This is a genomic window from Pseudomonas sp. KK18, from assembly GCF_037094675.1.
In the GTDB taxonomy this organism is placed as follows: domain Bacteria; phylum Pseudomonadota; class Gammaproteobacteria; order Pseudomonadales; family Pseudomonadaceae; genus Aquipseudomonas.
In genome coordinates this window covers 1,690,732-1,705,243 of record NZ_CP146605.1, presented here as the reverse complement: position 1 = coordinate 1,705,243, position 14,512 = coordinate 1,690,732, and the positions used below count along the sequence as shown (strand labels likewise).

The window sequence follows — 14,512 nt, the reverse complement described above, 5'->3', positions numbered from 1 at the left end:
CCCGCAAGCAGCTAGAATCAACGCTATCCGTGATCCACTAAAAGACAGGAGCCATGATGAGCTCGACCAACCCGCCCTCCCACACCGCCAAGCTGGACCGCATCCTCGCCGATGCCCAGCGCGACCGGGAAATGGGCTACCGCGACAAAGCCCTGAAGATGTACCCCCACGTGTGTGGCCGCTGCGCCCGTGAATTCGCCGGCAAGCGCCTGAGCGAACTGACCGTGCACCACCGCAACCACAACCATGACGACAACCCCCAGGACGGCTCCAACTGGGAGTTGCTGTGCCTGTATTGCCACGACAACGAACACTCGCGTTATACCGACCAGCAGTATTTCGGCGAAGGCTCCACCAGCAGCCCGACGATCGCCAAGGCGACGCACAACCCGTTTGCGGCGTTGGCCGGGTTGATGAAGAAAGACGACTGAGTATCTTCGCTGAATGTGACGGCCTCATCGCGGGCAAGCCCGGCTCCCACAAGGGATTGCATTCCAAATGTGGGAGCCGGGCTTGCCCGCGATAGCGATCGCCCAAGCAATGCATTAGCCCGAGGCCGTATAATCGCGGTTTTTCTCGAAGGCACCCTTTCCCGTGGGCAATAAACGCTACAGCTGCATCGGTCTGTACAACCCCAAATCCCCCGAAAACGTCGGTTCGGTGATGCGCGCCGCCGGCTGCTACGGCGTGGCCTCGGTGTTCTACACCGGCAAGCGCTATGAGCGGGCCCGGGACTTTATTACCGACACCAAGAAGGTCCACCACGACATTCCGCTGATCGGTATCGACGACCTGAAAAAGATCCTGCCCCTGGGCTGCATCCCGGTCGCCGTCGAGCTGGTGGAAGGCGCCCGCCCTCTCCCCGAATACACCCATCCGGACCGTGCGCTGTATATCTTCGGTCCGGAAGACGGCTCCCTCGACAAAGAGATTCGCGACTGGTGTGAAGACGTGATCTACATCCCGACCACCGGTTGCATGAACCTCGCCGCCACCGTCAACGTGGTGCTTTACGACCGTCTGGCCAAGGGCAACAACACCCGCTCGGGCCCCAAATACTGATTTTTTGGGAACATCCGCGGCCTGTGTGCAGTCAGCTGCATATCAATCAGCCCTTGTTGGAGACAGATCATGAGCGACAGCAAAACCCTGCGACCCGTTATCCGGTCCACCCCGTTCGAGCCCCAACCCACGCAAAACGTCCAGGGCTGGGAACGCATCGGCTCCCTGGCTGGCGGTGTGGTGATGATGGGCAAAGGCCTGCGCCGTGGCGGCTTTTTCGGTTTGATCCAGGTGGCGATTGGCGGCGTAGCGCTGGCACGCGGGATCAGCGGGCATAGCTCGGCGAAAGAGTTGCTGGAGCGCAGCCGCCAGGAAATGAACAGCGTGCGAACCAAGATCGAACGCGCCGGTGAGGAACTGAAAAACCTCAAGACCAAGGCTGAAGTGGCGGCTGAAAACGCCAGCAAAACTGTGGGTTAACCCCGATCAAAAGTGGGAGCGGGCTTGCTCGCGAAAGCGGAGTGTCAGTCACTGACTGTGTTTCTGATACACCGCTTTCGCGAGCAAGCCCGCTCCCACCTTGGTTTCAGTGCAGCAGTTTGGTATCGAGTACTACCGACGACTCGCCAATAATGCTCTCCCCCAGCTGCACGAATTCCTTTGTGCTGATGCTGTTCAAGCGCATCACCGCCTGGGTCAAATCATCCAGCGAACGCTTGTTGTGGGTTTTCACACGAATCTCGCGGTCCAGCTCCTGCAACAACACCACCGCTCGTGAGACGGTCGCGCTACTGGCGTGCTCGACCCGCAGAGTGGTCACGTCCTTGCCTTCGCTGGCCAGCCGGGCCTGCAGGGCGGCATAACGATCGTCGCTGATCCCCCCTGCGCGGCGCATCAGCTCAATGGCGTAGTACTGCGCCAAGCCCTCGCTGATCCAATCGCTGCCCTGGTGGTCGTTGAAGCGGCCGATAGCCTGCACCACTTCACGGATCAACGGGCTGCTGCCGTTCTCGCTGACCAACGGCGTACGGCTGTTGAGGTAGATCGAGTCCCGCGCCGAATACGCACCGCGGCGCATCGGGTCACTGGCGCCCACTACCAGCAATTTCGCCGGGTGCCGTGGGAATGCCGCTTGCACTTGCGGCCAGACAAACGTCAGCAAGGTCAGCACATCCATGCGATGCATGCCTTGCCCTTTGGGCGACGCCACGGTGATTTCGGTTTCCCCCAGGCGCATCCTGCGACTGCCCAGCGTACCCGCGAGCATCCAGCCGGTGGGCCGGTCAAACAGGCGGGAAACGTTATCGATGCGGAATTTGTTCTTGCCGATGCGCGGCCAGGACGTCTCGACGCTTTTCCAGCCGGCAGGCAGTTCAAACACCAGGCGCGACACCAGTTCAATGCCGTCCTGTTGATCCAGACGTGCAGTGGGCACCAGGTCCTCGCCGCGAAACAGCGCCCAACTCGGGGTCATCCGCGCTTCATAGACGCCTTTCTTGCGCGCGTGGGTGAGGCGTACACGGTAGGTCAGGCTGGCCTTGTCGGCACTCGGTTGCCACAGGCCGCGGCTGTCACCCGGGGTATTGCCCGGCAACACTTGCCACTGGCCATCGGCCTTGAAGTCGCTGTAGTCGCCGTCGCGGCCCAGGTCGAAGTTGAGGCTGCGCACCGCCGAGCCTTGGGACAGGCTCAGGCGCACTTCTGCCTGATCACTTTGGGGCAACAGCTTGACGTGATAGTCCAGGTCAACTTTCTTCGCCGCCCACGCCGGCGCACTCAATACCAACAACAGCAGGCTCGCCGCCAGCCTGGCTCCAACCGTCATACACACTCCTTCTCAGCCTGCACGAAAAATCAGGTAATCCTCCCAGTCATCCTCGGGCACGCTGCCTTCGCTGAGCATGCGCCCGGACTGGGAAATGCGTTCCTGGTGCACAGCGTCGCGATCGCCGCAGACCAGGTGGTGCCACAGCGGCAAATCCTTGCGCTCGCTGACCAGCCGGTAACCGCAGGTGGGCGGCAGCCATTTGAACTGGTCGGCCTGGCCCGGAGTGAGCTGGATGCAATCGGGCACCGAGGCGCGACGGTTGGGGTAATCGGTGCACTGGCAGGTTTTCAGGTCCAGCAGTTTGCAGGCGATGCGCGTGTAGTAGACGCTGTTGTCGTCTTCATCCTCGAGCTTTTGCAGGCAGCACAGGCCGCAGCCGTCGCACAACGACTCCCACTCGTCCTGGTCGAGTTGTTCGAGGGTTTTGCGGATCCAGAAAGGTTCGACTTTGGCGGCCATGGCTCTACATCAATATCGGTATGTTAAAAGGCCGCCAGTCTAGTGCCCATGGCCCCCGGGGCCAAGCGCTTACGACTGTCGGTAGAACAAGACTTGTCAGCCACCCGGCGGCGAAGTAGTTTTGAACCCCGGTTTTTCATCAGGATCAGCCCAATGAGCAGCAACCCACGCGTCGCCGACTATCCGATCCACCCACAATTCACCGACCGCTGGTCGCCGCGCGCCTTCACCGGCGAAAGCATCCCGGTGGACACCCTGTTGAGCTTCTTCGAAGCCGCGCGCTGGTCACCTTCGGCCTACAACTCGCAGCCATGGCGTTTTCTCTATGCGCGCCGCGACACGCCGAACTGGGAACGTTTCCTGGGCCTGCTGAACGAATTCAACCGTGGCTGGGCGCAGCATGCCTCGGCCCTGGTGATCGTCGCGTCGAAGACGACCTTTGCCGTGCCTGGTGCCACCGAAGAAACCCCGGCCCTGTGGCACACCTTTGACACCGGCTCGGCCTGGGGCCACCTGGCGCTGCAAGCCAGCCTCAGCGGCTGGCACACCCACGGCATGGCCGGTTTCGACCAGGAACTGACCCGCAAGGAACTGAAGATTCCTGAAGGTTACGCCCTGCACGCTGCGGTGGCGATTGGCAAGCTCGGCGACAAATCGACCCTGGCCGACTACCTGCAAGCCCGGGAAACCCCGAGCCCGCGTCGTCCATTGAACGAGCTGGTGTCCGAAGGCGACTTCAACCACCAGGACTGAACACGCTCTGGCAGTCGTTGACGGTCACGTCAAAACCCTGCTGCTGCGATCACAGCAGGGTACACCCGCCACAAGTGCAGCTACGCCTTGGCGATCAGCGCGTAATAGGCCCTGCGCAGCTCGTCTCGATCACGCTTGTACATACTCGCGAGAAACGGTGTCATGTCTTCAAGACCGTTTGCGTTCAAGTCCACTGGATAGATTTTATTATCCCTCGCTGAATACAGGAAATTACTTAACTGCAGATCGTTGTGGTAAAGATTTTTCTGTTCCATGCGCCGAAATGCGTCATCCAGTAAAAGCCTGGCCTCTGGGGGCAAACTTCCCCTTGCCAGGGTATTTACATCCACCCCGTCCAGCTTGCCCATTTTCAAATAACGGCGACCATTTTCAAATATCGTGGTTGCAAAGCCGTCACCGTAATAGCTGTTCAGGCACAGGGTCTCGTTATCGACAAAGTCGTCGGCAGAAGTCATGGATGAAGGGCCATAGTCCTTATAGACACTTTTCCCGTCGAGACTGTCGTAGATCGTCCCCTCACCGCCCCCGCCAATTTCCGGCCCCAGGTCTGATGCCACAGAAGGCGGGTTACCGCCGCGTGCCCCCAGGCGCTGCCATTGGTCCCCCTGAAGGTGCTGCACCAGCAGCGGCGTTTGCCGGTTGTTGTGATAAATCTGCGCCTGTACGGCACCGTCGGCGGTGCGAGTCACTTGCCGCACTTCGTAGACCGCAGTGTTGCCGGCAGTATCGGTATGGCGGATGTGGGACAAGTGACCGTCCGCCGCCACATAGATCCCCTGACTGTTGCGCGCAAGCCCGGCTATTTTCGATTCGGCCACGCTGTAGTCGCCAAGCAACCGGTTGTTCAGGGCGCTGCCCGGCTCGGCAGGCGTGGTGATGATCGCCCCATCCATCGCACTCGTTTTTGCGGTGAAGCCTTCAAGAGGGCTGCCGTAAGGCCGCATCCTGTCCACATCAAACGCATACCATCGACCGTTCTGGAGTACCGCGCCTCCATCAACGCTTTGCCCGGCGACCTTGAAGGTACCCGTCGCTGCTGCGTCATAATGTTTACTGGCAGCCTTCAACAGGTCATAGCTGCCGCTCGCGCCCCTGAGCTTGTTGACCACCTCTGCACCCGTGGCGCATACAAAGTTGGCGCCTTTGCCCAGCAACCGGGCACCGCCCGCGACCAGTTCGCTGAAGCCATCCAATGGGTTGAATGCTTGAATGGCAGCCACACCGATGACTTTTGCCACTTGAATGGCCTTGGCGGCGGCGCTCGCGACCTTGGCCCCCGCCTTCGTGACTTTCGCCGCCACACCCGCGCCCGCCGTGACGAAACCAAAGACATCCAGCGCCAGGTCACTGGCACCTTCCAGGTGGTTGCCCCTGGAAAAATTCACGATGGCGGACCTGAGCGGAATCAGGTCAAGAAAAAAGTGGGTGACGTTCCACTCGGTTGCCATTTGTTTATCGAACGAGGTGACACCCCGGGCATAGGTTTTTATGTCATCACTGTCGAGATCAAGATGCTCAACAAAGGCATCGGCGATGTGCTGGGTTCGCGCACTGGAAAAACTGGGGGGCGGCGTTGACAAGCCGTCCTGGCTCTTTTGGCCAAGGGCAGCCTCGCTCACGGTCTTGGGCTTGAAGGGCTCCGTCTTGAACTCCTTGTTGGCCTGCCGCTCGCGTTTTGGTGTTAACTCCGAGGTCGGCACCGACTTGATTGCACCTGCGTTCAAATCAATTTCATAAACAGTGTTGCCATTCCTTCCGGTGGCCTTGACCCACAGTTTGTTTTCCGCGCCTTGTCGTTTTTTAGAGGAGAAGTCGAGGCCCAGTTCATAAGTGTTTTTCTGAAAAAACTCGAGCTTTGCAAACTCCAGGTTTTCCCGGTCAACCAAGGGCAGTGTTGCGACAAGGTGCTTGATGACGCTGCGAACCCCTTGCTGGCGAGAAGTGATTGCTTGTTCAAATTCTTCGTTGAAGATTTTGTTCACGCTGAAATCCAGGCTCTTGCCTTTGATTGCCTCGGCAATGCTCGAGTCCCTGGTTTCCCATGGGTATTGGCCAAGTCCGCTCATGGCGATGTCCAACAACGAGAAAAGCCCGCCGGGCGCCCGGTTCGGATCATAAAGTGGTTGGGCTGACGGTTGTTTCGAGTCAACGACCTTCAGTCGTTTCTCTTCAAAAGGTACGTGTTCGCCAAACCGCTCCTTCAAATGAGCCAACGCAATGTCTTTACGGCTTGGAATCTCGGCTTCCAACAAACCGGTAGCCGCAAGCGTCGACTTCAGTTGTGCGTTGAATGCCGTCCTTGCACGGTCTATCTCATCGTCGCTGTAATGATCACCTGGCTGGCATGTGACGATCCCGTTGACCACGGCCCAGTCCACCAATGCCGCCTTTTGTGCATGTTCGGCGGCGGCTCGATTCGTCAGGATCGCGTTTTCCGCGCTGGACATGACTTGGGCAAAGGTCATGTGCGCCACCTTTCCGGGGAACTGCGCCTCTATGGCCGCCGCTGCGACCGCGAGGCTTACCCAGGCCGGGCTGCCGTAGGTCACGCGGTCGGGGATGTCCTTGATCAAAAACTCGGGCGCCTTTCGTGCCAGTAACAAATAGGCGCCGGCCTTGGCCATCTCGGGACTGGTCTTGTGATTTTCGTGCAGGTAAGTGCTCAGGCGCTCGAGCACTGTCGAAGCCGGCTTGCCCCAACGGGCTTGTTGGGCGAGGTCGAAACCCGCCACGCGGTTACGGTGCGGCGCCGTGATGGACTCCGGGTCAAGCAGCAGATGGATCGCACTCAGTGCGTACTCGTTCACGCTGGTCTCGGAGGCGGCGCCCCCAAGCTGGTCCTGTATGGCTTGCCCCAGTGCCTGCCCGCGGGTGGAGCTGACGAGGGTTTCGAGTGCCTTGGCAGGATCAGCCAATGCCTCGCCCGACAACGGCTGGTTCGCGTTCAGATATTCCAGTACACCCACGCTTGCGCCGATGTGTGGTGCATTGGGGTTCTGGCTGCCATGGTCGGTAGCCGCCGCCAGTACCCTGCGCTGTTCAGCGGCGCTCATGGGAACAGGCCAGGACAACCCGCCGCCAAAATTGCCGAGCGGATGCTCCAGTGCCCTGTCACTCACCGCATGGGCATGACCGGTCAGCTGAAAATGATTGGTGGGCAACCCCAAGCCGATACTTCCGAGAAAGGTCTCTACCGTCGCCGCTTTACCCGCCTGGGTCGGGTAGGACGAGTCGGGGTGTATTTGCATCGGTGTCGTTTGCAGCGCGGCCAGCACCGCTTGAGGGCTGGCATTCACGCCAAGACGGCTGGCGATTTCGTTGAGCTTCTGGCCCAGTGTCCGCAGATTCTCGCGGTCGCCCAACGCCGCGGTGAGACCGGATTGCCGGGGGACTGGGGCGAGGGCCAGCGTATCGCGATCGGCCGTAGCACCCAGAGCAGAGGGCAATAGAGGGAGCGCCGCCGGCTCGGTAGAAAGCAGGGAAAGTTGCGGAGTTACCCGTGGAGGGAGAGACACAGTGCCAGCATTCAACATGAGAATGTACCCATCTGGAGAGGGGTACGAGCCTCACATACGGCCTGCGAAACGAACATCTGATTAGTGTTTGCAGAAATTTGTAAGCGCCCGGCAACACGCGTTGCCGAGCCTTCGCGCTGTCAGTAACCGCGCTCGAAACTCACTTCGCCGCGCAACGTTTCCTGCGCCTGGTACGCGCGCAAATTCTCGACAAATAATTGCACCATCATCCCCGGCGAAGTCGGCGCCGAGCTGTGGCCGGTCAACAGCAAGCCCCAGGCGGTCCAGAACGGATGGCGCTGGGGCAATGGTTCCTGACGGCAAACGTCAATCACCGCGCCGGCCAGATGGCCTTCCTTCAACGCTTCCACCAGGTCCGCATCGACCACCGCCACACCGCGCCCGACGTTGATGAACAACCCGGTCGGCTTGAACTGCTTGAACAGCGCCGCATTGTACAAATCGTGGGTGTTCGGCGTGTTGGGCAGCAGGTTGACCACGTAGTCCACCTCACCCACCAGGCGCGGCAACGCGTCGAGCCCGGCAACTTCGACAAACGGCGCCTGCTCACGGGCCTCACTGGCAATGCCGTACAGCTCAACGCCAAACGGCTGCAGGAATTGCGCAACGCTGCGGCCGATATCACCGGTACCGACGATCAGCACTTTGCGCCCCGCCAGGCTCTGGCCCATGCGGTTATCCCACTTGCGCTCGACCTGGCTGACCAGCCGCGCCAGCACTTCACGCTCATGGCCAAGCATGTAAGTCAGCACGTATTCGGCCATCACCTGGCCAAAAATGCCCACGGCGCGGGTCAGGCGGTAATCCCGCGGCAGGCCGTCGGCCAGCAGCGGCGTGATGCCGGCCCAGGTGGATTGCAGCCATTGTGGCTGGTGCCCCTGGCGCAGCAAGGTGGCCAGAAGATCCGGCTGGCCCAGCCACACCGGGCAATCGGCCGCCAGGCGCGACAATTCGGCGGAGTCGCCGCTGGTCATGACCTCAAGGTCCGGCGCCGCTTCGCGCAGCAGCCGGGCGTACAGCGGGTGATCGTGTTCAGCAATCAGAACGCGCATGGTTCAAACCTTTCAAAAACACTGCAGGCGGCCGCCGGTCCAGTTCACTGTACCGTGCGGCCGCCGCCAAAAATTGAATTCCATTGATGAATGTGCCCCGGACGGGGCACTGACCGATCACATCGGGTCATTGCGTCGCAGCAGCTCTTCGGGCAAGTGTTCGATGTACTCGTCCTCGGCCGGCGGCATTTGCAGGTGGTAACCCTGCTTTTCGAGGTTCTCCAGAACCACGGTGATGTCCTCGCGGGACAGCTTGCGCTCCGGGCTCAGCACCAGGTCGAAGGCGTGGTGCGGCTTGCCGAAGGCGGCCAGCAGACTTTCCGGCACGCGCTCCAGTGCATCGCTTTTCAGCACGTAGAGGTACATCTCGTTTCGTTTGAGGCTGCGATAGATGGAGCAGATACGTTTCAAGGCTGTTCTCCGGCAGTGGCCAGGCTGTCCAGCAGCGCCTGGCCCATCAGTTCGCGGCGCCAGCCACGCAGCGAATCTGGCAATTGGTAAGGCCCCTCGGGGTAGCCGCTCTTGACCAGGGCTTCAAGGGTTTTCTTGCGCAGCATCAGTTCCGGCGCCATGTCCAGGCGTCCGGCCTCGGCCTGGCCCAGGGCGCGCAGTTGCTTGATCAGCGTGGCGGCGTCCACCGGCAATGGCTCGGCAACCGCCGGTGGCCACTGGTCCATGGGCACGCTGCCGGCGCGCTTGATCAGGCCCAGCAGAAACTCGCCGTCCTGGCGCACGGTGCGCGGGTGCATGTCTTCGATCTTGCCCAGCGCGGCGAGGTTATCCGGCTGGGATTTGGCCAGGGGCCATAACGAGTGCTCACGGATGATCCGGTTGCGCGGCAGGTCACGGGCACGGGCTTGCTGTTCGCGCCAGGCGCACAGTTCGCGCAATACGGCGAGCTGGGCACGGGAGAGTTTCCAGGCGAGCTTGGCGTCGCGATAAACCTCGTACGGGTCGACTTCGCGGCGCAGGTTGGCCACCAGTTCGGCACCGTCTTCCAGGACCCAGGCGTATTTGTCGTCGGAAAGCTTCGGGCGCAGGCGTGTGTAGACTTCTGCCAGGTGCACCGCGTCTTCGGCGGCGTAGCTGATTTGCGTCTCGGACAATGGCCGCTGCAACCAGTCGGAGCGGGTCTCGCCCTTGGGCAACTCGATATCGAGGACGGCTTGCACCAACCGCGAATAGCCCATGGAGAAACCGAGGTTCAGGTAGGCCGCCGCCAGTTGCGTGTCGAACAACGGCACCGGCAGGCTGCCGGTCAGGCGCAGCAACACTTCCAGGTCTTCGCTGCACGCGTGTACCACCTTGATCACCGCCGGGTTCTCCAGCAAGGCGGCCAGGGGTTGCCAGTTGTCGATGGTCAGGGGGTCGATCAGGTAAGCGCGCGCGCCATCACCGATCTGGATCAGCCCGGCTATGGGATAAAAAGTGTCGACCCGCATGAATTCGGTGTCGAGGGCGACGAATGGCAACTGCTGCCATTCGGCGCAGTGCTGGCCGAGGCTATCGTTGTCGCAGATCCAGTGAATATCGATGGCCACACGGCTCTCCCTTGAAGAATGGCGCGCAGTATATATCGCGAAAGGGAGTTGCGAGCATTCGCAGTACAGCATCCGCCATGAAAACTCTTATAGGAGCTGAAGAATAGTCCGACAGTCGGTACTTATCCTCTCTTACGCAGGACATACACCCGCCACATGGCTGAGCCGGGCATGAACTCCTGTTGACCGAGGACCTTGAAACCCGCCAGGCGAAACTCCGCCTCCACTTGCGCCCGGTGGCTGGCAACTGCCGACGGGCCAGGCTGCAACGCCCGGTAGCCGCTGTCGCTGTTGACCGAAACAATTACCGTGTCGCGGCTTACCCGATGAAACTCACCGAGCAGGGCCAGGCGCCCTTCTGCCGTTGGCACATGGCGAAACAACTCCAGGCAAAAAATGCAGTCCACCGCGTTGGCCGAAAGGCCGATGGAAAATGCCGAGCCCTGGAAGGTCTTGATCCGCTTGAGCAAGCCCGGCGCGTGGTGGGTACGGGCGTGGTCGAGCATGTCCTGGGAATTGTCCGACGCCAGGATCACCCGGTTGCTGTGCTCGGCCAGCACCGGCCAAAAGCGCCCGGAGCCGCACGCCAGGTCGAGAATCAGCCCAGGCTCGCCGGCGATCTTCAGTGCACGGCGCACCAATTGCTCATCGCGCCACAACCCCAGGCGCCGCAACAGCCCCGGCGGACGCGTGTCGGCGCAGACCAGGGCATGCTGCTGGCCAGCGCGTTCGGCAAATTCAATCTCGATGGAAGACGGCGGTTGCGACGGCATCACACGACTCTGTTAATGGATCAGACATTCGCAGCTTAACCACCGTCTCGTGAAAAAAAGGTCGAAGGATTGTTCGCCGTTAATGCAGAACCAGTATCCAGCCCGCTGCCTGTCTGTTAACTGTCTGTGATCAACGCCTTCATCTTCAGGCCTGGTGCAGATACCAGCGCCAATCCTGCTCGCCCACCTCGCCCATGAACTGACGGTATTCGGCCCGCTTGACCGCCAGGTACACGCCGAGGAATTCGCCGCCGAACGCCTCCCGCGCCCAAACCGAGCCTTCAAGCGCACGCAAGGTGGTCAGCCAATCGGTGGGCAGCAACTCCTTGGCCTGGGCATAACCGTTGCCCTCCACCGGCGCGCCGGGGTCGCGCTGTTCGCGGATGCCCCGGTGGATACCGGCCAGAATCGCGGCCGCCGCGAGGTACGGGTTGGCGTCGGCGCCGCAGATACGGTGTTCGATATGCCGGGAAAACGCCGGTCCGCCGGGCACCCGCAGTGTGACGGTGCGGTTGTCCACGCCCCAGGTCGCGGCCAGCGGCGCGTAGCTGTTGGTCTGGAAGCGTCGATAGGAGTTGGCGTTGGGGCAGAACATCAGCAACGAGTCGAGCAAGGTGCTGAGCATGCCGCCCACCGCGTGGCGCAACAGCGGCGTGCCGTCGGGCGCTTCGCTGGCAAACAGGTTATTGCCGTCGCGGTCCGCCAGGCTGACGTGCATGTGCATGCCGGTGCCGGCCAGATCGTCGAACGGCTTGGCCATGAAACACGCGGTCATCCCGTGCTTGTGGGCTACGCCCTTGACCAGGCGCTTGTAACGCACCGCCTCGTCCATGGCTTGCAGGGCATCGCTGCGATGTTCCAGGGTGATTTCCACCTGGCCCGGGGCGTATTCGGAAATCGCCGTGCGCGCCGGGATGCCCTGGAGTTTGCAGGCGCTGTAGAGGTCGGCGAGGAACGGTTCGATCTGCTCCAGCTCCCGCAGGCCGTAGACCTGGGTCGAGCGCGGGCGCCCGCCGTCGACATCCCGCGCCGGTTGCGGGCGGCCGTTGCTGTCGGGTTTCTGGTCGAGCAAATAGAACTCCAGCTCCGCCGCCATCACCGGGTAATAGCCGTCGGCCTTGAGGTCGTCAATCACCCTGGCCAGCAGGTGCCGGGGATCGGCCACGGTAGCGGGCATGCCTTCGGTGGGGTGCATGCTGACTTGCACTGCTGCCGTCGGGATCAGGCGCCACGGCATGCGCTGCAAACTGCCGCTGACCGGGTAAGCGCGGCAGTCGATATCACCGACTTCCCAGACCAGCCCGGAGTTCTCCACGTCGTCGCCATTGATGGTCAGGCCGAGGATGGTACTCGGCAGCGGCCGGCCACTTTCATAGACCGCCAGCAGTTCATCGCGGTGCAGCAGTTTGCCGCGAGGCACACCGTTGTTGTCGAGGATGAACAGCTCGAACATCTCGATATCCGGGTTCTGCTCAAGAAAGGACTGGGCTTCGTGCAGGGTGGCAAAGGGCGTGCTCATGGGCATTCTCATACGTTCGCGTCAGGCAGGCGCGCGGGCGCTGCCGGGCAGATGCGCGGGGCATCCATTCGGGCAAATCAACGTAGGAGAAAGGTGTCCGGTGGGCGCGCGTGGCGGCAGTGCCAGAGCGCCCAGAAGGCGAGTTCGGAAGGGAGGGCATCAGCGGTGACTCGACGACCATCCGGACGGCTGGACGCGGTGGCGCCTGGCGATGTCTCAGGGTGTGTGTCGGGGGAACCGTCCATGCGGGATTCACAGTAAAGAGATGCCGGGCAGCCTCACACGCGAGGTTAAGCCGTTAAATCCAGTCTTGATGGAGTTTGGTTGTGCCGTGGCTAAACATTTGCAAATAATGGCGGCCCTGCCCATGCCCAAGGACCCGACCGCATGAAAGCATTGCTGACCCTTTCCCTGCTGGCCGGCCTGTCTGCCCAGGCCCTGGCCGACAGCCCTGCGTCGCGCCTGGATGAAGTGCTCCAGCGCGGCGAAATGAGCGTCTGTACCACCGGCGACTACAAGCCCTACAGCTATTTGCGCCCGGACGGCAGCTACGAAGGCATCGACATTTCGATGGCCCAGTCCCTGGCCAAGAGCCTTGGGGTGCAGGTGAAGTGGGTGCCGACCACCTGGAAAACCCTGATGCCGGACTTCCTGGCCCAGCGCTGTGATATTGCGGTGGGTGGTATTTCAGTGTCCCTGGAGCGGCAGAAAAAGGCGTTTTTCAGCCAACCATTGGGCGTCGACGGCAAGATCCCGCTGGTGCGTTGCGCCGATGTGCAGCGCTATCAGACGGTGGAGCAGATCAATCAGCCGCAGGTACGCGTGATCGAGCCTGCGGGCGGCACCAATGAAGTATTTGCGCGGGCGCATTTGGGCAAGGCACAACTGACGCTGTTCCCGGATAACGTGACGATTTTCGAGGAACTGCTGGCGAACAAGGCGGACGTGATGATCACCGACGCCAGCGAGGCGCGGTATCAGCAGAAGCTCAAGCCGGGACTGTGCGCGGTGAATCCCGAGCGGTACATGCAGTACAGCGAAAAAGCGTTCCTGCTGCCCCGCGATGATGTCGCATGGAAGAGTTACGTGGACCAGTGGCTGCACTTGAGCACGGTGACCGGCGTGTATGACGGCATCATCAATCAGTGGCTGGCTGCGCCCTGACCAGCTCGACAAACGCCCTGCACGCCGCACTGCGATAGCCTCCCTTGCGGCTGAGCAACGCCGCCGTGCGTTGCGGCAACGGCGGGCTTAGCGGCACCGCCTGCAACCCCGGCTGCACCTGGGCAATCGCGCTGGGCAGGATGGTCGCCAACTGCGTATTTCGTACGATTTCGATAATCGCGCTGATGGAATTGGCCTCCATGGTGATCAGCGGTTTCACCGCCTGGCTGCGAAAATACTCATCGATATAGCGACGCGTGGCGAAGCCGGCATTCAGCAGCACCAACGGCTGCTGGAGCCACGACTGTCGATCAATGCCGGGATGAGCGGCGCTCACCACTACGCTCAACGCCTCGACAAACACCCCTTCACACTCGATATCCGGCAAATGCTCGCCGGTAAAACCGATGCCGATATCCAGCAAATCCTCCGTCAGTGCCGCCTCCATGCGGTCCTGGGTCAGCTCCTCGACACTCACTGTAATCCCCGGATACAGCCCGTTAAATCGTGCCAGCAGCGGCCCGATCAGGTAGGCGGTAAATGTCGGCGTCATCGCCAGGCGCAAGCTGCCACGGCTCAGGTCCTGCACGTCATGCATGGCGCGGGTGCCGGCCTGCAGATCCTGCAAGGCCAGGCGCGCAAACCGCACATAGGCCTCGCCTGCATCGGTCAGGCTGACGCTTCTGCCGGAACGGTCCAGCAGTGGCGCACCGAGAGTGTCTTCCAGTTGCCGGATCTGCTGCGACAAGGTCGGCTGCGACACATGCAGCGCCTCCGCCGCCCGGGTGAAATTACGGTGCTCGGCAACGGCCAGCAGGTAGCGGATATGACGCAGCAACATGGAAGGCGCTCCAACTATAGGCA

Annotated in this window: 14 protein-coding genes; 5 read left to right on the top strand and 9 right to left on the bottom strand. The window is 61.3% G+C overall.

Annotated elements, in window-relative coordinates:
- The first annotated feature begins 56 nt into the window (after positions 1 to 56).
- The 3 genes from V6607_RS07645 (at position 57) to V6607_RS07635 (ending at position 1,482) form a co-directional block, all read left to right on the top strand.
- Positions 57 to 431, top strand: a complete 375-nt coding sequence (locus V6607_RS07645; RefSeq protein WP_003210675.1) for a YajD family HNH nuclease — start codon at positions 57 to 59, stop codon at positions 429 to 431.
- 163 nt (positions 432 to 594) lie between these two features.
- A complete protein-coding gene (locus V6607_RS07640; protein WP_003210674.1) occupies positions 595 to 1,062 on the top strand; it encodes an RNA methyltransferase in 468 nt (155 codons plus the stop codon).
- Between the two features lie 69 nt (positions 1,063 to 1,131).
- Complete coding sequence (locus V6607_RS07635; protein ID WP_003210673.1) at positions 1,132 to 1,482, top strand: DUF2892 domain-containing protein; 351 nt, start codon at positions 1,132 to 1,134, stop codon at positions 1,480 to 1,482.
- Positions 1,483 to 1,588: 106 nt separating this feature from the next.
- Here V6607_RS07635 and V6607_RS07630 read toward each other — a convergent pair whose 3' ends face one another.
- Both V6607_RS07630 and V6607_RS07625 read right to left on the bottom strand, forming a co-directional pair.
- On the bottom strand, positions 1,589 to 2,827 hold the full coding sequence (locus V6607_RS07630; RefSeq protein WP_087692570.1) for a hypothetical protein: 1,239 nt from the start codon (positions 2,825 to 2,827) through the stop codon (positions 1,589 to 1,591).
- 12 nt (positions 2,828 to 2,839) lie between these two features.
- On the bottom strand, positions 2,840 to 3,289 hold the full coding sequence (locus V6607_RS07625; protein WP_003210671.1) for a YcgN family cysteine cluster protein: 450 nt from the start codon (positions 3,287 to 3,289) through the stop codon (positions 2,840 to 2,842).
- 153 nt (positions 3,290 to 3,442) lie between these two features.
- On the opposite strand from V6607_RS07625, the gene V6607_RS07620 reads away from it, so the two are divergent.
- Positions 3,443 to 4,042 (top strand): nitroreductase family protein, encoded by a 600-nt coding sequence (locus tag V6607_RS07620; protein ID WP_008437924.1) that lies wholly within the window; start codon positions 3,443 to 3,445, stop codon positions 4,040 to 4,042.
- 80 nt (positions 4,043 to 4,122) lie between these two features.
- On the opposite strand, the gene V6607_RS07615 is transcribed toward V6607_RS07620, so the two are convergent.
- From V6607_RS07615 to V6607_RS07590, 6 genes are all read right to left on the bottom strand, one after another.
- The gene (locus V6607_RS07615) at positions 4,123 to 7,596 is read right to left on the bottom strand and encodes a hypothetical protein (protein WP_134325906.1); all 3,474 of its coding nucleotides are present in this window, start codon (positions 7,594 to 7,596) and stop codon (positions 4,123 to 4,125) included.
- Positions 7,597 to 7,718: 122 nt separating this feature from the next.
- Entirely contained in the window at positions 7,719 to 8,651 is a 933-nt protein-coding gene (locus tag V6607_RS07610) for a D-2-hydroxyacid dehydrogenase (protein ID WP_003210668.1), read from the bottom strand.
- Between the two features lie 117 nt (positions 8,652 to 8,768).
- Entirely contained in the window at positions 8,769 to 9,062 is a 294-nt protein-coding gene (locus V6607_RS07605; protein ID WP_003210667.1) for a YcgL domain-containing protein, read from the bottom strand.
- Positions 9,059 to 10,192 carry a ribonuclease D gene (gene rnd / locus V6607_RS07600; RefSeq protein WP_134325905.1) on the bottom strand — a complete coding sequence of 378 codons (1,134 nt, stop codon included), beginning with the start codon at positions 10,190 to 10,192 and terminating at the stop codon, positions 9,059 to 9,061. The genes V6607_RS07605 and rnd overlap by 4 nt, the downstream gene beginning before the upstream one ends.
- A 122-nt stretch (positions 10,193 to 10,314) precedes the next feature.
- Positions 10,315 to 10,965, bottom strand: a complete 651-nt coding sequence (locus V6607_RS07595) for a class I SAM-dependent methyltransferase (RefSeq protein ID WP_134325904.1) — start codon at positions 10,963 to 10,965, stop codon at positions 10,315 to 10,317.
- Positions 10,966 to 11,110: 145 nt separating this feature from the next.
- Positions 11,111 to 12,484 carry a glutamine synthetase family protein gene (locus V6607_RS07590; protein WP_003210664.1) on the bottom strand — a complete coding sequence of 458 codons (1,374 nt, stop codon included), beginning with the start codon at positions 12,482 to 12,484 and terminating at the stop codon, positions 11,111 to 11,113.
- 387 nt (positions 12,485 to 12,871) lie between these two features.
- Between V6607_RS07590 and V6607_RS07585 the strand changes: the two genes are divergently transcribed.
- On the top strand, positions 12,872 to 13,648 hold the full coding sequence (locus V6607_RS07585; protein WP_008437921.1) for a transporter substrate-binding domain-containing protein: 777 nt from the start codon (positions 12,872 to 12,874) through the stop codon (positions 13,646 to 13,648).
- Here V6607_RS07585 and cynR read toward each other — a convergent pair.
- Positions 13,623 to 14,489 (bottom strand): transcriptional regulator CynR, encoded by an 867-nt coding sequence (gene cynR, locus V6607_RS07580; protein WP_008437920.1) that lies wholly within the window; start codon positions 14,487 to 14,489, stop codon positions 13,623 to 13,625. The two genes, V6607_RS07585 and cynR, sit on opposite strands and share 26 nt — an antisense overlap.
- Between the last annotated feature and the right edge of the window lie 23 nt (positions 14,490 to 14,512).

Excerpts from the sequence above, each read along its gene's own strand:
- V6607_RS07645 (WP_003210675.1), top strand. The coding sequence starts at position 57 with ATGAGCTCGACCAACCCGCCCTCCCACACCGCCAAGCTGGACCGCATC.
- V6607_RS07635 (WP_003210673.1), top strand. The coding sequence starts at position 1,132 with ATGAGCGACAGCAAAACCCTGCGACCCGTTATCCGGTCCACCCCGTTC.
- V6607_RS07630 (WP_087692570.1), bottom strand. The coding sequence starts at position 2,827 with ATGACGGTTGGAGCCAGGCTGGCGGCGAGCCTGCTGTTGTTGGTATTG.
- V6607_RS07625 (WP_003210671.1), bottom strand. The coding sequence starts at position 3,289 with ATGGCCGCCAAAGTCGAACCTTTCTGGATCCGCAAAACCCTCGAACAA.
- V6607_RS07620 (WP_008437924.1), top strand. The coding sequence starts at position 3,443 with ATGAGCAGCAACCCACGCGTCGCCGACTATCCGATCCACCCACAATTC.
- V6607_RS07615 (WP_134325906.1), bottom strand. The coding sequence starts at position 7,596 with ATGTTGAATGCTGGCACTGTGTCTCTCCCTCCACGGGTAACTCCGCAA.
- V6607_RS07610 (WP_003210668.1), bottom strand. The coding sequence starts at position 8,651 with ATGCGCGTTCTGATTGCTGAACACGATCACCCGCTGTACGCCCGGCTG.
- V6607_RS07595 (WP_134325904.1), bottom strand. The coding sequence starts at position 10,965 with ATGCCGTCGCAACCGCCGTCTTCCATCGAGATTGAATTTGCCGAACGC.
- V6607_RS07590 (WP_003210664.1), bottom strand. The coding sequence starts at position 12,484 with ATGAGCACGCCCTTTGCCACCCTGCACGAAGCCCAGTCCTTTCTTGAG.
- V6607_RS07585 (WP_008437921.1), top strand. The coding sequence starts at position 12,872 with ATGAAAGCATTGCTGACCCTTTCCCTGCTGGCCGGCCTGTCTGCCCAG.
- cynR (WP_008437920.1), bottom strand. The coding sequence starts at position 14,489 with ATGTTGCTGCGTCATATCCGCTACCTGCTGGCCGTTGCCGAGCACCGT.